Below are 18086 nucleotides of genomic sequence, written 5' to 3' on the forward strand. Positions count from 1 at the left end.
TAAAACTTCCAAGTCGTATTATAAGGGTGTTTAGCGTTTTAAGCAAAAGAAATCTTCCAGATGCACTCAACTTTCCTTTTTTACATCGGTTTGATAAACTTAACGCGAACATAAACCTCGACGAAAGCTGGGAAATTATGCAAAAAGAAACTTGGTATTTTATTGATACGGGATATTCAGACCCTAGTTATAATATGGCACTGGATGAAATGCTGTTGCATTGGCAAAACGAAGGGAAAATGCCGCCTGTCGTCCGCTTTTATGATTGGCAGCCTGCCACTTTATCAATTGGTTATTTTCAAAAAGTACAAAAAGAAATTGACCTGGATGCTGTAGAGCGGCACGGTTTTGGATTTGTGCGGCGGCCAACTGGCGGCCGGGGTGTCCTGCATGATAATGAACTAACGTACAGCGTGGTGGTACCAGAGTCCCACCCGGAAATGCCGGCTACTGTAACAGAAGCTTACCGTGTGATTTCTGAAGGCATTCTTCAAGGTTTTCGCGAGTTAGGTTTCCATGCTTCGTTTGCGATCCCTCGAACGGATGAAGAGAAACAGGCGTTAAAAAACCCTCGCTCTGCTGTCTGTTTTGACGCCCCTTCTTGGTATGAACTAGTGGTTGAGGGCCGGAAAGTTGCTGGCAGTGCCCAGACCAGGCAAAAAGGAGTTATTCTTCAACACGGTTCAATTATTTTAGATGTAGATGAAGAGAAACTGTTTGACTTGTTTAAATATCCGAGTGAGCGTGTACGCCGCCGCATGCAGGAAGGCTTTAAAGAAAAAGCTGTTTCACTGCGGGAATTAGCAGGGCACCCTGTTCCCATGGAAGACGTACGTCCAGCTTTTAAAAAAGGCTTTGAAAAAGGGATGAATATTGAATTAAAGCCGTACACCTTAACGCCGGAAGAAGAACAATTCGTTTACGACCTGGCTAAAGATCGCTATGCAAATGAGGAATGGACCTACCGGAAATAACAGTTACTCCATTCTGCCAGGAATTGTTCTATTAAAGGCTTCTTGAAGTCTATCAGCTACTCGTGTATCACCATAGGAAGTAGATATATCGCCTCTTACATTTTTCACAGGCGTTACTTCAAGGCTGGTGCTCGTCAGAAATACTTCATCGGCTGAGAGAAGGTCTTCAGTCGTGAAAGCTTCTAGCTTAATGGAGAACGCCAGCTGCTCTGCCACCTTCAGGACGAGCTGGCGGGTGATTCCATTCAAGATATAATGGTTGGCAGGGTGGGTATAAATCACATTATCTTTTACGAGAAAGACATTGGCAGAGGACCCTTCCGTAATAATTCCATCGCGGTGCTGAATCGCTTCTGCTGCATGATGGTCTGCTGCTTTACGCTTAGCCATTACATTTCCTAATAGATTGACTGTTTTAATATCACAACGCAGCCAGCGAATATCCGGTGTAACAAAAGCAGTGACAGGAGAGTTGAATGGGCCGCTCGCTGGAAGCTCTCTTGTAAAAGCGGTGACGAGAGCATCTTGATAACGCTCATATAAATGATTACGTACACCTTGTCCCCGGCTGAGTTGAATATAAATGTATCCTTCTGTTATATTATTTTTCTGCACAAGTTCACGGCTTAGGTCTTCCCATTCCTCTTGTGAATAAGGGAGGGGGATATCTAATTCATTTGCACTTCGGGCTAAACGGGTCATATGCTCATGGGCTGCAAAAAGCAAGCCGTTATAAATCCTAATCACTTCATACACGCCGTCGCCAAATAAGTAACTTCTGTCTAAAACTGATATGGAAGCTTCTTCTTCAGGTACAATCTCTTGGTTGACCAATACATAAGGCATGGTAGTTCCTCCTTAATAACTATGTTTTTGAAAAAAGGTCGTGGTAGAAAAATGATGGCACGATGGAGTATGTACAGAAGTCTAGTATCTTCACTAAACGTCCTGTATGCTGTCATTTGTTTCTTATTATAACGAGTATGGTTGTTTCCCCACAAATTAAAAAGGGACAGAAGGTAAACATTTGCGTCAATAACGACTCTATAGAACAGGTTAATGCCTCTATATTTATAAACATGTATAACGAATGGCTGAATCGGGTACAGAACTATATTCACAATATATGGTGTTAACAAAAGAGTTAGCCACACTATATATTGAAGTGTTTCTAACGGTTATGGTAAAGTGAAAGTAGAAGATGTAAATGACAAACGAACAAGTAAAATGAATTATATCATTAGAGGAGGACGGCAGATGACTACGCTTGCTGTTGCCCACGAATCAGTTAATATTGACAAATTAAACGAGGATATTAAACACTTTCCTCAAGTACATTCTATCACATCAGATATGAATACGACCCAGGCTGGTGTTTCCCGGCTTGTAATGCTGGACCGTTACACCTTCAAAGACACAGAGAAAAAAACATTAACTACAGGAGACTTCGTCGTCCTGACTGTAAAAGATGATCCTAAATTTCCGGCACGTGGATACGGACTGGTCAAAGCGTTGGATTATGAGGCTAATCGGGCAGAGGTTCTTGTGGATGAGGAGTTCCGAGGCATCCTCCAAGGAGAAGAAGCAGAAACGGGCATCGTCCGCAGATCGCTTGATACGATTGAAAAGCCGCTTGAAGTTTTTTATGAACAAATTGCTAAGCGAAATGCGACTGGACTAGCTGCTGTCGAAGTCGATGAGACAAAAAGGCAAGAAGCCTACGAAGCATTTTATCATGAACTTGTAACCATGAATTTTGTACCGGCTGGTCGTGTTCTCTACGGCGCAGGAGCGAACACAGATGTCACGTATTTTAACTGTTATGTCATGCCGTTTGTACAAGACTCAAGAGAAGGAATTTCAGAGCACCGCAAACAAGTTATGGAGATTATGAGCCGAGGCGGGGGAGTAGGCACCAATGGTTCGACGCTCCGGCCTCGAAATGCCCTGGCTCGGGGTGTGAATGGCAAATCTTCCGGAAGCGTCTCTTGGCTGGATGATATTGCAAAATTAACTCACCTGGTTGAACAAGGTGGTTCTCGCCGTGGCGCACAAATGATAATGCTTGCTGACTGGCATCCAGACATTTTGGAATTTATCATTTCTAAAATGCAAAACCCACGTATTCTTCGTTATTTGCTCGAACAAATTGAAGATGAACAGATTTGCAGCTTAATTAAAGAAAAGCTTGATTTCACCCCGCTTACCGAAGTAGAAGAAGCGATGTATCAAGGAGTTGTAAATTATAAACACATGCCCGGACGCGGTGGATTTGATGATAAAGTCATTCGCGATGCTGAAGAAAAGCTGCGCACTGGCGGCACGTACTCGGTGCATCAATCCGAATTTTTATCTGGAGCAAATATTTCGGTCTGTTTAACTGATGAGTTTATGCAGGCAGTAGAAGAAGATGGCGATTATGCACTGCGTTTTCCAAATGTAGAAGCCTACAATGAAGATGAAATGGCCGCCTACAACGAGGAATGGCATGAAGTCGGCGATGTACGGGAATGGGAAGCTAAAGGGTTCAGTATCAAAACGTATCGTACCATTAAGGCAAAAGAACTATGGCAATTAATTAATGTATGTGCGACTTATTCGGCCGAGCCAGGGATTTTCTTCATTGATAATGCGAACCGGCAAACAAACGCTCAAGCTTATGGCCAAAAAGTAGTTGCTACTAACCCGTGTGGAGAACAGCCGCTTGCTCCATATAGTGTTTGTAACCTGGCAGCAGTCAATTTGGCAGAAATGGCTGATAAAGACGAAAAACGCGTAGATTACGACAAACTTAAGCAAACCGTTGCTACTGGGGTACGCATGCAAGATAATGTTATTGATGCTACACCGTACTTCCTCGAGGAAAACACGAAGCAAGCAAAAGGAGAACGACGTGTCGGTTTAGGAGTAATGGGACTTCATGACCTCTTGATTTATACCGAAACAGCTTACGGTTCTGAGGAAGGGAATCAATTAGTAGATGAAATTTTTGCTGCCATTGCTGAAACGGCTTATCGTACCAGTATTGAACTGGCAAAAGAGAAAGGAAGCTTCCCTTATCTGATCGGAGAGAGCGAAGAAGAGACCTCAGTGCTTAGAGAACGTTTAACCGAGACAGGCTATATGGAAAAAATGCCTGAAGACATTCGCCGAGGGATCCAAGAATACGGCATTCGTAATTCTCACCTGCTAACCGTTGCACCAACTGGAAGTACAGGTACGATGGTTGGGGTTTCTACCGGCCTTGAACCGTATTTCTCATTTAAATATTACCGCAGTGGTCGCCTCGGAAAGTTTATCGAAGTGAACGCCGAAATTGTACAGGAATATTTAGACCGAACCCCTGATGCCGACCCGAATAATTTACCGGAATGGTTTGTATCTGCTATGGACCTTAAGCCAGAAGCACATGCAGATCTTCAATGTGTGATTCAGCGCTGGGTGGACAGTTCACTTTCTAAAACAGTGAACGCACCGCGTGGTTATACAGTGGAGCAAGTGCAAAGCGTTTACGAGCGCCTGTATAAAGGTGGAGCAAAAGGTGGCACGGTTTATGTAGACGGCAGCCGCGACGCTCAAGTCTTAACTCTGCAAGCAGAGGAAGAAGAAGTCGAACAAACGGAGTTAATCGACCCGGAACAGTTTGAAGAAGAAGACAAGCAAAAAGTAGTATTAGTAGACACTATTAAAGATTTACGTTCAACCACAGTAAATGTCGGTAATGAACTTGGAGACACGTGCCCGGTTTGTCGGGAAGGTGACGTTCAGGACATTGGCGGCTGCAATACGTGTACAAATTGCGGAGCTCAATTGAAGTGCGGCATCTAAAGAGTAGGATGCACCGTACAAAAATGTGAGGCAGCTGTAGGAGGCTGCCTCATTTCTTAAGTTAAAGCCAAATATTTTATAGAGGCCCAACCTGAATAACTTTACATAAGATTTCATTAGGGCGTTGTTCGGGGTTGAAAGATTTTGTACAATAAGATTGCAGCATGGTTACGAACCGTACTCTTTAGGGGGACTCAGTCATGCCAACACCTAGTATGGAAGACTATTTAGAACGAATATACCAGCTCATAGAAGAAAAAGGATACGCACGGGTTTCAGATATTGCTGAGACATTGGAAGTTCACCCTTCGTCCGTTACGAAAATGGTACAAAAATTAGGGCGAAAAGAGTACTTAATATATGAAAAGTACCGTGGACTCGTATTAACACCTAAGGGGAAGAAAATAGGCAAACGTCTTGTGTACCGTCATGAACTGCTGGAAGATTTCTTGTATATCGTTGGGGTGGATGATGAAAACATTTACCGTGATGTAGAAGGAATTGAACATCATTTAAGCTGGGATGCAATTGATCGAATTGGTGATTTAGTGCAGTACTTTAGAGAAAAGGAACAGCGAATTGATGAGTTGCGTGTAGTACAAGAAAAAAATGAAGAATAAAGAAGATACTCCGAGGGAGTGTCTTTTTTTGGTTATCTTAAATGAGTGACCAGAGCGACATCGGCTAGCTTTGAAACAGTAGAATGTGTGTAAATCGTCTGGAATGTTACGAATTTTCATGAAAATATTACGTAAAACAGGTGACCTCAAGTCTTTACGAACTCACTTTAAGAAATCAAAGAAAAACCTCAATTAATGAAAGACCTTCTTCCGGGCTGTTGCATATGATAGCTAGAGGAGGAGGGAAGAAAGTGAATATCGATGGTGTATTTGCTGGTGGTGGAGCGAAAGCGATTGCCTTTATCGGAGCTTTAAAAGCAATGGAGGATAGAGGGTACGTTTTCGAACGCCTTGCCGGCACGAGTGCTGGTGCATTGTTCGCTAGTTTAATTCACGCTGGCTACAGTAGTGCAGAAATAAAATTAATGCTGGAAAAGGTTGATTTAGAGCAATTTAAAGACCGAAAATGGCCGGGCAGCTCCTGCAATGTGCTGAGCTGGCTTAGTGTATATTTTTACCTAGGGCTATATAAAGGAGATCAGTTAGAAAAGTGGGTAGAAGAAAAACTTGCGGCAAAAGGTGTGAGGACATTTGCCGACATGGAGCCAGGCTCGTTGAGATTGGTGGCTTCTGATGTTAGTAATAATCGTTTTATCATTTTACCTGATGATCTTGAACGTTATAACGAAGATAAAAATCGCTTTTCCGTAGCAAAAGCAGTACGAATGAGTTGTGCATTGCCATATTTTTATGAGCCGGTTCGCATTGGCTGTCCGAAAGAAAAACAGGCTCTAGTCGTAGATGGAGGCATTTTAAGCAATTTTCCGATGTGGTTGTTTAAGTCTAAAAACAAAAAAAAGCTAGAACGCCCAGTGTTAGGGTTCCAGCTTAGCCATGATATCGACAATGGTCATTCCCCGAAGATCCGAAATGCAGTTGATTTTTATCGATCGATGTTTTCGACCATGAGGAAAGCCCATGATCTGCGTTATATCTCTAAAAAAGATGCTCAAAATATTGTTTTTATTTCAGCAGATGAAATAAGTGCTACTTCGTTTAGCGAAGCTCAAAAGCGATACGAGGAATTAATTGAATCTGGAAAACATGCTACTTCAGAGTTTCTAAAGGATGGCCTTTGGCCTTAATTTAATTGACCCATGGTCTGCCCTCTTGTTCAAACACACCTAACTGCATAAACAAGAATGGGGCGAAAAATGTAATCCAGAGACCAGTAAATGCTGAATGTAGAAATTGAGTAATTACAGAGTCCACTAGCCATGTGCCTGCATAGTAAAAAATAAACATCCCTACTAATCCGACTACGCCTGCTAGCAACCTTCTTCCCGGGTGGGACGAAATGAGCATCCGGGTTTTAATCTGTTCGAAAACGTAACCTGTACTTATTCCCAGCAGGAGACCAGCATAAATGGCTCCGTTTGGAAAGAGTAAGAGAAGAGAGGATGGAAATACAAAGGAAAAGGCTAATTTATACACATCTGGCATGCCTCCCGTCCAGTCCATAGAACGGTAGGTTGCATAGACGATAAATCCACCTAATGCCCAAGCGCTAACAATGGAGAAGAATTCTACCCCTACACTGTAATAGGCAGTAAATGATACAGAAAACATAGCAAATAGAGCAATTGCAGAAAAGCCTTTTTTGCCGATTTCAGGTAATAAAAATGCCCAAAACGTTACGGCCGCCTGTACCATTGGGTTCGGTGAGAGCAAATAATTACTGGCTCCCCCACCTAAAGACGGTAGGCCATTTATAAATAAATTTAAGTAAACTGATAAAAAATAAATAAAAAGTAAACGGAATCCAATTTCTTTGTCAATAGCCCAAAAAATGAGCGGAATCATTAGAAGATAAAACCACTCATCACCAAGAAAGGCAGTAGTGGCCGTATACCAATCTAGAATTGGATGCTGGATGGTCGAGAGTATAGGTTCAATACGAATGTAAAACATAACCTCCCCCCTTATAAACAACGGTCCCCATTAAAAAAAGAACCCGGCGCCGGATCTAGAACAGCGCCCGGTTCTTTTTTTTATTCTTTTTCCCTTCGATCACACGCAAGTTAGGATCTTCTTTACGTCTTGCGGCGCTTCGTTGAGCTTTTCGTTTTTGTGGTTGGGATTGGCGGGCAGCCGGCTGCTGTTGCTGCATAGATTTTTTGAAAACTTGTTGAGATTTAGGTGATGACGAGGGAGCACCTTTAGACTGAGCAGACATGCCTCCTCCCCCGTAATGGCCAGAAAAGCGCTTCATAATTACGCGGGTGAATAAGAAATACAAGCCAACTGCAATAGCAGCGCCAATAGCAAGTGAAAGGAGCAGACCAACTGGATTATTCAAAAGTTGATGACCCAGTCCAAGAATTGCAAGACCAAAAATTAAAAAAAGCACAGGCTGACGAACAAGCCGGGACATAATAGTCACCTCCAATTGTTTTAACCGTCACGTGCACGTGCAGTTTTCAACGTGATGAGTTGCTTTGGTGATGCCTTAAAGACTGTTACTACTCTGAACGGGGAGTAGTGGCTAAAAGACACTAAAATGAAATGATTATAGGTATGAAGCCCAAAACTTACAAAATTTATTCTCTTTTCTTATACTTTAACTGACTCCATTGACCAATTGACTAAAGGCAACCATGAATGTTTTTATGCTTGTCCCGGGGGTGTCATTTTTGTGGTGTAACCTTAATCATCTCGTTTAACTAGTCGTGGTGGTATGTTATGGCTGATGTGGTTAAACGGTGTGGGTATGTCAGTTAAGAAGTGCTCCAGGATGAATGGGAAAATGACGGAGGCAGTAGTTCTCCTCTCTCTATTCTACACCATCCTTCCAGTTCACTCTAGCCTGAGATCGTTTGAAAAATTCTGCTGCAAAATAGTTTGGTTAATTGTAACATTCCCGATCCATCAAGTTTTTACACCTGTTCATTGCAGGTTTATAAATTACTTGGATAAGTGCGAGCGAGGCAAGCCATAGTAGGTATAAGGAGGGATGATTTATGAGTGAGAACACGAAAGCAAACGAATTGCCACTAGTTGGCTATATGATTGTAACTGCTATTTTTGCAGGAGTGATGTTGTATTGTATGTGGTGGATTGCAAATTTTTTCTTGTTTGTTGATGTAAGCCCAAGCAGTATTTTGCCAGTTCGGGCTACATTTTTTAATGACGAGATTGTCCCTTTTTTGACCGTCGTATATTTTATTATTGCTTCTTTTTTGCTTATCGTACTAGCCTATTTTACAACGAGAAAAGTAATTGAGGTATGGCCTGGTCTCATTGTGGGTTTTGTTCTTTGGTCAGTGTTTTTCCTATGGTTGAATGCCTGGTTTCCTGAAATTAAGCCCGTGGCAGCCTTGCAGCCGACAACTATAGTTACAAGTTTGTCGCTCTTTTTAATCTATGGGATATTTATTAATTACTCTATGGCCTATGAATGGGCGATTCGAAAGCAGGACCAGAGCCGTTGACAACTGTTATTTTTATCTAGCCTATGGTACGATAGGTTTTGGAAGAACATTATTGTTTAAAGCATGGTGACAAAATGAAGAGTATTTTAGTAGTTAACGGACCGAATTTAAACCGACTAGGCTTGAGGGAACCAGAAGTGTACGGTAATTTTTCTATCGTCGATTTGGAGAAATACGTACATCAAAGGGCTGAAGCATTAGGGATTAAAGCTGACTTCTTTCAATCAAATCACGAAGGTGTACTGATCGACCGGATTCATGAAGCAGATGAGAAGTACGATGGGATCGTATGTAACCCCGGGGCTTTTACTCATTACAGCTATGCGATTCGAGATGCGATTGCTTCCATTCAAATCCCCGTGGTAGAAGTACATATTTCAAACATTCATGCGCGTGAAGAGTTTCGACACACTTCAGTATTGGCTCCTGTTACAACTGGTCAAATTGTAGGTTTTGGCAAAATGGGATATGAACTTGGCTTGAGAGCTTTTGTATAGGGGGATATCTATGACTCAACTACAACGACTGCAAAAAAAGTTAGCGCAGAGTGATGTGAGTTCTATCATCATTGAAAGTGCAGTTAACCGAGAGTATGTATCTGGTTTTACAGGCACAGCGGGAGCTCTTTTGATCACCGAACAAGATGCTCTGTTTATTACGGATTTTCGATATGTAGAACAAGCAGAGAAGCAAAGCCCTGACTTTACAATTATTAAACAAGAACGATCAATGGCTGAAGAAATTGCTGAGCAAGTCAAAAAACGGGGCTTGCAGACAGTTGGATTTGAAAAAAGTCATGTTACATATGCGCAGTTTGAACAATTTGATAAATATATTGAAGCTACACTCGAACCGGTCTCAGGTTTGGTTGAATCGTTACGTCTTTACAAAACGCCAGCAGAGCTGAGCATTATTGAAGAAGCGGCTAAGATTGTGGATTTGACATTTGACCATATTACGTCTTTTATTCAACCAGGTGTTAAAGAAGTCGATGTAGCGAATGAACTCGAATTTTTCATGCGTAAGCAAGGCGCCGCTTGTTCTTCTTTTGATATCATTGTTGCATCGGGAGAGAGAAGTGCGTATCCACATGGTGTAGCCAGTACGAAAGAAATTCAAAAAGGCGAGCTTGTCACTATGGACTTTGGGGCCTATTATAAAGGATATTGCTCCGACATGACCCGGACGGTAGCTGTAGGGGAACCGGCACAAGAACTGAAGAAAATTTATGACACTGTACATGAAGCTCAGGAGAAAGCAATGCAGCACTTAGGTCCAAACATGAGTGGCGTTGAAGCGGATGCCGTAGCGAGGGACCATATTAAAGCAGCCGGGTTTGGCGAATATTTTGGCCATGGGCTTGGTCATGGCTTAGGGATGGAAGTACACGAGGCTCCGCGCCTTTCCCCTAAAGGAGAACAAATGCTAGAACCTGGCATGGTAGTAACGGTTGAACCAGGTATTTACGTAGCTGGGCTTGGCGGCACACGGATTGAAGATGATGCAGTCATCACTGAAAATGGAAATAAGCGCTTAACTCATTCTACTAAAGAGCTTTTAATTCTTTAACCCTAGTTAAAACAACATTCTGACCAAAGGTGGTATAGAAGAAAATGATTTCTGTAAACGACTTTAAAACAGGACTTACTATTGAAGTAGATAATGATATTTGGCAAGTTGTAGACTTCCAACATGTGAAACCAGGAAAAGGTGCAGCTTTTGTTCGTTCTAAACTTCGCAGTATGCGCACTGGTAACATCCAAGAAAAAACGTTTAGAGCTGGAGAAAAAGTAAACCGTGCTCATATTGAAAAAAACCGCATGCAGTATCTGTATTCAAGCGGGGATACGCATACATTTATGAATACCGAATCATTTGAGCAAATGGAATTAACGTCTGCTCAAATTGAACACGAACTCAACTTCTTAAAAGAAAATATGGAAGTAGAAATCATTTCGTATGGAAATGAAACCTTAGGGGTTGAAACACCTAACACGGTAGAGTTGGAAGTGACAGAAACTGAACCAGGCATCAAAGGAGATACTGCTTCAGGAGGGTCTAAGCCAGCTACACTTGAAACAGGATACACTGTTCAAGTTCCTTTCTTTGTTAATGAAGGCGATGTTTTAGTTATTGACACCCGCAAAGGAGAATATGTTTCGCGGGCGTAATTGTAGGAAGCTCAACAGAAAATAGACTGTCCTCTAGAGAGGGCGGTCTATTTTTATATTGGTTTTGTGACAAAGAAGTGTTGACATTTCTTCGGTGGCCTCTCTTTCCGCAAGCCTTCATAGGTTACGTCCTCTGGGTTCAGGGCAGGCGCTCCTTTTGAGTCGGCTGAAAAAGTTAATTTATCAATATTTATTTATCAATATTTACACTCCTCGTTATACGATGCACCTTATAGTGAAAAATAGTCGCTGAGACTGGAGCAAGCTCCGAAAAGGAAGTCAGGGCAAGACCTGCCGAGCAAAGCTCGAAGCGAAATCCCGACTTCTCAACGGAAAGCGAGCTTGCGCTGGCTCACCAATCCCGTTATACAGGTTATAGTATAAAGATAACCTGGTTCTTAAACGATAACCAGTTTTTCAGCAGCCCCACTCCCTCATAAGAACGCAATTTTTCCACTCCATTTTTTTCAGCTATTTCGTATAAAGGATAGAGCCAATCACCCTTAGTTCTATCTATGCCTTCTGCTACATAAGATAATTCCAGGTTATAGAAAGATGTGTAGAGAGGAGTGATTCGAGTGGAACAAGCTTTGAACCAAGTTTCATGGTTTGATCTACTCCCTCCACCCATACAGACCGTTCTCTCCGAACAGCTAATGGATACATCAGGTCTGGAAGAAATCAGATTGCGAGTAGGACAGCCTATCGAATGTGTATCACACGAATCCTCAAGATTATTAGGAGGAAGAGAGCCAAAGGGGTTGTATTTGTTTAATCGTACAGATGCCAACCATCTCCTTAATCAATTAAGCCGCTATTCTGTCTATGCATATGAAGAAGAAATTCGCCAAGGTTTTCTAACGATAGCCGGAGGGCACCGAGTAGGCCTTTCAGGAAAGGCAAGAATAGTCGATGGACAAGTCCAAACCCTTCAGGATATAAGCTCGTTTAACATTCGTATTGCAAAGCACGTCGAATTGGATACCAGCAAATTATATCCCTATCTATACAATCAACGCTGGATGCAAACCGTGATCGTAGGTTCTCCAGGCAGTGGAAAAACGACACTGCTTCGTGAATTAGCTCGTATGGCCTCGACCGGCTCTAATTCATTGAATATCTCCCCTAAACGTACAGTCATAGTTGATGAGCGCTCTGAGCTGGCGGCCTCTATTGACGGTGTACCCAGCTTTGATTTAGGACGGAGAATTGATGTATTAGACCGCTGTCCGAAAGCCGAAGGCATGATGATGATGATCAGGTCTATGAACCCTGATGTCCTTGTTGTCGATGAAATAGGGCGGGCTGAAGATGCGGAAGCATTAAATGAAGCAACAATGGCGGGAGTAAGCGTTTTTTGTTCAGTACATGGCTCCTCTTTCAGTGATGTGAAAAAACGGCCGGTTATGCGTTCTTTATTTAATGACAAAGTGTTTGATCGTATTTTATTTCTCTCCACTCCCCGTAACAGACGACAAGTCAGCATTTATGACCATTCTCAGCAGCTTGGTGTCATTTCGATATGAATTGGTTCGGGGCAAGTATTGTCTTAGTAGCTACAACTTGGGCGGGCTGGGAATGGAGTAATCGACTTAAACAAAGACCTCAACAAATTAGACAATTAAAAACATTTCTTCAAGCATTAGAGGCTGAAGTTACGTTTGGCTTAACACCAATTGATGAAGCCTGTGACAAATTGGCCGCGCAGTGTGACCCACCTCTTTCCACCTTTATATCGGATTTTTCAAACCGCTTAAAGCAAGGAGGCTATCAAGCAGAGAGGGCCTGGGAAGAAGCACTAAACGAATTGTGGACTCGCACCTCGCTGAAAAAAAGTGAAAAGGAAATTCTGACTCAGTTTGGGCAAACACTAGGAGTTTATGGACGAACGGAGCAAAAAAAACAAATTATGCTTGCTTTAACGCATTTAGAGCGGGAGGAAGCAGAGGCTCGGGATGAACTTAAGCGATTTGAAAAGCTTTTTCGGTCTCTCGGTTTATTGACTGGTCTGCTCCTGGTGCTCCTGCTGATTTAATCGAGGTGCAAGAGGGGGAGAAAAAGGTGGCATATGATGTAGATGCGATTTTTCAGATTGCCGGTATTGGGATAATCGTGGCGATGATTCATACCGTTTTAAAACAAATGGGAAAAGAAGACTGGGCGCATTGGGTTACGTTGATCGGCTTTGTTGTCGTGTTGTACATGGTAGCAACTATCGTGGATGATTTGTTTCAAAGAATACGCTCTGTCTTCTTATATATTGGGGGATAATCCGTGACACTCGATTTGTTGCAAATGGTAGGGTTCGGCCTGGTCGCTACGTTTTTAGCTTTACTCATCAAAGAACAACAGCCAGCTTTTGCATTTCTGCTTACGTTATTTGTTGGTGCTATGTTGTTCTTTTTTTTAATGGATTACATTGAGGCTGCGTTAACGATGCTCGATGATCTAGCAAATCATGCAAACATAGAACCTGTTTATTTAGAGACCATGCTTAAGATTATCGGAATTGCTTATGTAGCGGAATTTGGAGCTCAGTTAGCCAGAGATGCTGATGAAGGGACGATTGCCGCAAAGATCGAGTTGGCAGGAAAGGTTCTTATTTTCGTCATGGCGATACCGATATTTAGGACATTGCTTGAAACAGTGCTCTCACTGCTTCCCGGAGCGTAGGGAGGAAAAAGGATGAAGCAAATCTTTTGGTTGTTGTCGTTTATTGCACTATGGATGTTCGTTCAAGACGAGGGGTATGCAAATGAGACACCAGAAGAAGTGCATGAACCCGAGCAGCTTTATGAAGAACAGTTTAACAGTTTGAATACCAATGAAATTGAAGAAGTGTGGACTGACATACGGCAGTCTTATGGGCCTTTCCTTCCTGAAAGTTATAAACGTTCATTCAGTGAATGGCTAGAAGATGAAGATGGTTCAGGCCTTAATCACTGGCTGCAAGGAGCTGTTCAGTTTTTTTTGCACGAATGGACGGCCAGTTTGAAGCTATTAGGAACTTTTATTCTGCTAGCTGTCTTTAGCACAATGCTTCAAGCCTTACAAAATACCTTTGAACGGCCAGCTATTAGTCGTGTTGCTTACAGCGTGACTTATATTGTTTTGTTTTTACTTGCCATCAACAGTTTTTATATTGCAATGGAATATACCCAGGAAGCTGTTAGTAATATGGTCCACTTTATGATGGCTCTACTGCCGTTATTATTAGCATTGCTTGCTTCAACTGGGGCGGTAGCATCGGCTGCTTTGTTTCATCCACTGATTGTATTTTTAGTAAACACGAGCGGTTTACTGATCCAAAATGTGGTTCTTCCGCTTCTTTTTCTCTCTGCCATATTGAGTGTGATTAGTTTTATGAATGATAGATTTCAGTTAACAAAGCTCGCAGGGCTTATGCGTAACGTAGCGCTAGGGTTTTTAGGGTTATTTCTTTCTGTGTTTCTCGGTGTTATTTCGGTGCAGGGAGCTACTGCTGCAGCTACAGATGGCATCGCAGTACGGACCGCAAAATATGTGGCCGGAAACTTTGTACCTGTGGTTGGAAGGATGTTTACAGACGCAACTGATACTGTACTGGGGGCCTCTGTACTCGTTAAAAATACAATTGGGATGGCTGGTTTAGTTCTCCTCTTTGTTATTTGTGCTTTTCCTGCCATTAAGCTACTGGTGCTATCGCTAATATTTTATGTATCTGCTGCAGTTTTACAGCCGTTAGGAGCAGGTCCTATGCTTGAAAGTCTCAGCTTGTTAGGCCGTACCGTATTGTACATGTTTGCAGCACTAAGTGTCGTTTGTCTTATGTTCTTTTTGTCACTCACGATGATTATCGCATCAGGTAATGTCGCATTAATGATGAGGTGAAATTAATAATCGAATGGCTTATTTAACGGCATGGATTACGTCTTTGATTGTTTTTATTATGCTCATTACCTTGATTGATTTATTAATGCCTCAATCCAATTTGAAACGGTATGCAGAGTTGTCTATTTCTTTAATTTTAATGTTGCTACTCCTTCAGCCTATTTTTGATCTGACGCAAACAGATGTATCTGTCGACCATTGGATGCGGGTGATGGAAGGTTCTTTAGAAGACAGAAATATGGAAGAAATGATCGAAGATAAGAAAACAGATATACAAGCTCATCATGATGCATATATTTCTGAGCAGATGACCCGTGAATTACTTCTCGACGTAGAAGAGCCTCTTGAGTCAACATTTGGGTTAACAATCCATCAAATTGATGTGGATGAATTTGAAGAGAAAGGAGAACTAACAGTATGGCTGCGTTCAAACTCCGAAGAAACATCTCATACAGAGAGCATTGAACCTGTGGATGTTCAAGTAGCTAATCGTGATGGTATTGCATTTGAAGAAGTGTCAGATCATGAAAGTGAGGTTCGAAAGATGATAGCTGGCGCTTGGGGGATGGAAGAAGAAGCACTTCATTTGGTATGGGAAGGAGGCGATTGATATGGCAGGTCCGCCAGGTGAGGATCGTTTTTTTCATCGATTGTCAACTTGGTTTAAAGAACGCATAGGTCATCGAAATGCCAGGTTTTATTATGCAGGAGCGATATTGATTGTAGGGGTTATATTAATGTTGATCTCGACAAGCAATGAACCTCCTCCAGAACAAGAAAATTCTCTGCCTCCTCCAGAGCCCGATAATGAAGAGACATCTCCAGTGCTTGCGGAAGAGTCTAAGCAAGAATCTAAGGATTATGAAGAAATATACGAACAAGCTTTGCGAACCCACTTAAATCAAATTTCAGGCGTTTCTGATGTAGATGTGTTTGTAACAGTCGCCTCAAGTGAAGAGCGAGTGTTCGAAAAGGATCGCAACGCAAGACATCAACATACGGAAGAAACAGACCATGAAGGCGGTTCTAGAGAGTTGGAGGAAGGAACTGCAGAAGAACAAATTGTGATGAAGCGAAGTGGTGAGGAGGAACGTCCCATTTTAGTACGAACTGATAGACCACAGGTAACAGGCGTATTAGTCACAGCCAATGGAGTAGAACAGTTAAAAAAGAAAGAATGGGTAATGGAAGCTGTTACTCGTGTTCTTGATGTACCTGCTCATCGTGTATCAGTATTGCCTAAATCTGAAGGAGGGGAAGATTAATGGTTATTCGAAAACAGACGATTTGGTTAATGACAATGATCAGTTTACTAGTGGTACTAGGGGTGTATTATATGACGGCCCCTCAAGCTGAACAAACGAGCGATGAAGAGAGCGAACCAGAAGAGCAAGCGTGGGAAGAGTGGTTAGAAGAACACCCTGAAGCAGCGGTCTCTATTGATGAAATTGAAGATGAAGAGCTGATCATTGAAGAGGACGAGTTGCCAGGTGATGAAGAAACAGAAGATCCATTATTGCCAGAAGAAGAAATTGAGGAGCCATTTGATCCTGAAGAAGAGGTTCAAGAAGAAAGCGAAGAAGTCTCTCAAGATGAATGGTTTACAGCTATGCGCTTAGAGCGAGAAGAGATGCGAAGCAGGGAGCAAGAACGGTTACGCGAAACCATTGCTTCTTCAGATGAGTCCGTGCAAACAAAAAATGAAGCGCATGAAGGTAAGGAAGAGTTGCAGCAAGTGCGGGAAAAAGAAGATCAATTAGAAATGTTAATTCAATCGAAAGGCTATTCAGACGCATTAGTTCTTTCTGAAAATGATCAAGTTCGAATTTTAGTAGAAGCTGCAGACCTTGATTCAGAAGAAGCAGCAGAATTACACCAGCTTGCCTTTGAAGAGCTTGGCGGAAAAGAAGTAGCTGTTGGGTATCATCAGCCATAATCTGCACTGGCCATAGTAAAACAGAATCACCTTATACGGCTAGCCCCCGGTCTATCTTTACAGATCGGGGTTTTTACTTGTTGTGTGACATGCGCGCAGGCGCGAGGCAAGAAAGAGGGGGAGACTTAGAAGGATAAAGTTTTTTTGCTTATGGTTTTTCTTTTGTTTTTTCTCTGCTGAATGGGGAGTAGTTTAGAGCAAGTGAAACATGATACAATAGCAAAGGAATCTATCTTTGCTCCATTTGCACATACTACTGAATGGACATAGTGATGAAGGAGAGAACATGCATGGAATGGAATGATTTAACCGAGGGAGCTAAAGCGGTTCTCGAACAAACTCGAAATTTAAAAAACGATAACATTCAAATTGTTGAATTTGAAGTTGGTTTTGAAGAAGAGGTAACTGAGGATGAGGAAAAGTTTGCTGTCTCCATTCAAGAAGAGGATTATCAGAGCTTAAAAAAATACGTGAACGAAAATGAATACGGGGAAAAGTATCATATGGCGCGTAACAAAAATATCGTTAAAATTATTTTGTTAGAAGACGGCAAAGTTCCAGATAATTTATCTGAGTATCCAGTGTTCCGCCAATATAAAAATGATTCGAAACCGACTGAAGCAGGAACGAGCCAGGAAGCTAACGAATAATTTATACAGATTGTAGGTGTGATTACTTAAAACGGAGGTGGAAGATTTGAACGAACAGCATGTATTTGACATTGAAGAACAAAATAATGAATTAGGTCGTGTGGAGATCTCTCCGGAAGTAATAGAAGTGATTGCTGGAATGGCCGCCTCAGAAGTAGAAGGGGTGGCAGCGCTTCGTGGGAATTTTGCAAGCGGTGTAGCGGAAAGGCTTGGTAAAAAAAATCACGGCAAAGGCATCAAGGTTGAACTTGGGGAAGATGGAGTTTTAATTCATATTTCAGTACTTTTGTATTACGGAGTGTCAGTGCCTCAAGTAGCTAAAAACATTCAACAAAATGTTGAACAAACTTTACAAACCATGACTTCTGTGCAGTTGGACAGCATTAATGTTCATATTGTAGGTATTCAGTTTGAAGCTGACGAAGAGGTGAAGGAAGAAAGAGATTAAGAGATGAATGCTTGAGAGAGCCTCTCTCAAGCATTCTTTAATGAGCCTTCATACATGAAATGCTCCGAAAGAATAGGTAGGAGAAGGCTGTTGCAATA

The 18086-nt window shown here is 42.1% G+C and carries 21 protein-coding genes; 18 read left to right on the plus strand and 3 right to left on the minus strand.

What is annotated here, in order from left to right; genetic code table 11:
- Positions 1-137: 137 nt before the first annotated feature.
- On the plus strand, positions 138-974 hold the full coding sequence (locus tag D469_RS0112875; protein WP_018923804.1) for a lipoate--protein ligase family protein: 837 nt from the start codon (positions 138-140) through the stop codon (positions 972-974).
- Positions 975-977: 3 nt separating this feature from the next.
- Here the strand turns inward: D469_RS0112875 and dat are convergent, their stop codons facing one another.
- Positions 978-1820, minus strand: coding sequence for a D-amino-acid transaminase (gene dat / locus D469_RS0112880; RefSeq protein ID WP_018923805.1), 843 nt, complete (start codon positions 1818-1820; stop codon positions 978-980).
- 411 nt (positions 1821-2231) lie between these two features.
- Between dat and D469_RS0112885 the strand changes: the two genes are divergently transcribed.
- The 3 genes from D469_RS0112885 (at position 2232) to D469_RS0112895 (ending at position 6567) form a co-directional block, all read left to right on the plus strand.
- Positions 2232-4802 (plus strand): vitamin B12-dependent ribonucleotide reductase, encoded by a 2571-nt coding sequence (locus tag D469_RS0112885; RefSeq protein WP_018923806.1) that lies wholly within the window; start codon positions 2232-2234, stop codon positions 4800-4802.
- Positions 4803-5002: 200 nt separating this feature from the next.
- On the plus strand, positions 5003-5422 hold the full coding sequence (gene mntR / locus D469_RS0112890) for a transcriptional regulator MntR (protein ID WP_018923807.1): 420 nt from the start codon (positions 5003-5005) through the stop codon (positions 5420-5422).
- Between the two features lie 251 nt (positions 5423-5673).
- Positions 5674-6567, plus strand: coding sequence for a patatin-like phospholipase family protein (locus tag D469_RS0112895; protein WP_018923808.1), 894 nt, complete (start codon positions 5674-5676; stop codon positions 6565-6567).
- Position 6568: 1 nt separating this feature from the next.
- Here D469_RS0112895 and D469_RS0112900 read toward each other — a convergent pair whose 3' ends face one another.
- Entirely contained in the window at positions 6569-7393 is an 825-nt protein-coding gene (locus tag D469_RS0112900; protein ID WP_018923809.1) for a phosphatase PAP2 family protein, read from the minus strand.
- Between the two features lie 55 nt (positions 7394-7448).
- Positions 7449-7856, minus strand: a complete 408-nt coding sequence (locus tag D469_RS0112905) for a hypothetical protein (protein WP_018923810.1) — start codon at positions 7854-7856, stop codon at positions 7449-7451.
- A gap of 586 nt (positions 7857-8442) precedes the next feature.
- On the opposite strand from D469_RS0112905, the gene D469_RS0112910 reads away from it, so the two are divergent.
- The 14 genes from D469_RS0112910 to D469_RS0112980 all read left to right on the plus strand — a co-directional run bounded on the left by D469_RS0112910 (position 8443) and on the right by D469_RS0112980 (position 17988).
- Positions 8443-8913: a YqhR family membrane protein gene (locus tag D469_RS0112910; protein ID WP_018923811.1), complete on the plus strand. Its 471-nt coding sequence runs from the start codon at positions 8443-8445 to the stop codon at positions 8911-8913.
- A 74-nt stretch (positions 8914-8987) separates the two neighbouring features.
- Positions 8988-9410, plus strand: a complete 423-nt coding sequence (aroQ, locus tag D469_RS0112915; RefSeq protein ID WP_018923812.1) for a type II 3-dehydroquinate dehydratase — start codon at positions 8988-8990, stop codon at positions 9408-9410.
- A 10-nt stretch (positions 9411-9420) separates the two neighbouring features.
- The gene (locus D469_RS0112920; protein WP_018923813.1) at positions 9421-10482 is read left to right on the plus strand and encodes a M24 family metallopeptidase; all 1062 of its coding nucleotides are present in this window, start codon (positions 9421-9423) and stop codon (positions 10480-10482) included.
- Between the two features lie 44 nt (positions 10483-10526).
- Positions 10527-11084, plus strand: coding sequence for an elongation factor P (gene efp, locus D469_RS0112925; protein WP_018923814.1), 558 nt, complete (start codon positions 10527-10529; stop codon positions 11082-11084).
- Between the two features lie 578 nt (positions 11085-11662).
- Positions 11663-12610, plus strand: coding sequence for a stage III sporulation protein AA (gene spoIIIAA, locus D469_RS20315; RefSeq protein WP_156816993.1), 948 nt, complete (start codon positions 11663-11665; stop codon positions 12608-12610).
- Positions 12607-13119 carry a stage III sporulation protein SpoIIIAB gene (gene spoIIIAB / locus D469_RS0112940; protein ID WP_018923817.1) on the plus strand — a complete coding sequence of 171 codons (513 nt, stop codon included), beginning with the start codon at positions 12607-12609 and terminating at the stop codon, positions 13117-13119. Before spoIIIAA ends, spoIIIAB begins: the two co-directional genes overlap by 4 nt.
- Before the next feature lie 26 nt (positions 13120-13145).
- Positions 13146-13355 carry a stage III sporulation protein AC gene (gene spoIIIAC / locus D469_RS0112945; protein WP_018923818.1) on the plus strand — a complete coding sequence of 70 codons (210 nt, stop codon included), beginning with the start codon at positions 13146-13148 and terminating at the stop codon, positions 13353-13355.
- 3 nt (positions 13356-13358) lie between these two features.
- Positions 13359-13757, plus strand: a complete 399-nt coding sequence (gene spoIIIAD / locus D469_RS0112950; protein WP_018923819.1) for a stage III sporulation protein AD — start codon at positions 13359-13361, stop codon at positions 13755-13757.
- A 12-nt stretch (positions 13758-13769) separates the two neighbouring features.
- Entirely contained in the window at positions 13770-14954 is a 1185-nt protein-coding gene (gene spoIIIAE / locus D469_RS0112955) for a stage III sporulation protein AE (RefSeq protein WP_018923820.1), read from the plus strand.
- A 13-nt stretch (positions 14955-14967) separates the two neighbouring features.
- Positions 14968-15564 (plus strand): stage III sporulation protein AF, encoded by a 597-nt coding sequence (gene spoIIIAF / locus D469_RS0112960; protein ID WP_018923821.1) that lies wholly within the window; start codon positions 14968-14970, stop codon positions 15562-15564.
- Position 15565: 1 nt separating this feature from the next.
- Positions 15566-16219, plus strand: a complete 654-nt coding sequence (spoIIIAG, locus tag D469_RS20320) for a stage III sporulation protein AG (protein ID WP_018923822.1) — start codon at positions 15566-15568, stop codon at positions 16217-16219.
- Positions 16219-16890, plus strand: a complete 672-nt coding sequence (locus D469_RS0112970; protein WP_018923823.1) for a SpoIIIAH-like family protein — start codon at positions 16219-16221, stop codon at positions 16888-16890. Before spoIIIAG ends, D469_RS0112970 begins: the two co-directional genes overlap by 1 nt.
- 290 nt (positions 16891-17180) lie before the next feature.
- The gene (locus D469_RS0112975; RefSeq protein ID WP_018923824.1) at positions 17181-17540 is read left to right on the plus strand and encodes a hypothetical protein; all 360 of its coding nucleotides are present in this window, start codon (positions 17181-17183) and stop codon (positions 17538-17540) included.
- Between the two features lie 46 nt (positions 17541-17586).
- Positions 17587-17988: an Asp23/Gls24 family envelope stress response protein gene (locus D469_RS0112980; protein ID WP_018923825.1), complete on the plus strand. Its 402-nt coding sequence runs from the start codon at positions 17587-17589 to the stop codon at positions 17986-17988.
- Positions 17989-18086 lie beyond the last annotated feature (98 nt).

This window comes from Salsuginibacillus kocurii DSM 18087, assembly GCF_000377705.1.
GTDB lineage: Bacteria > Bacillota > Bacilli > Bacillales > Marinococcaceae > Salsuginibacillus > Salsuginibacillus kocurii.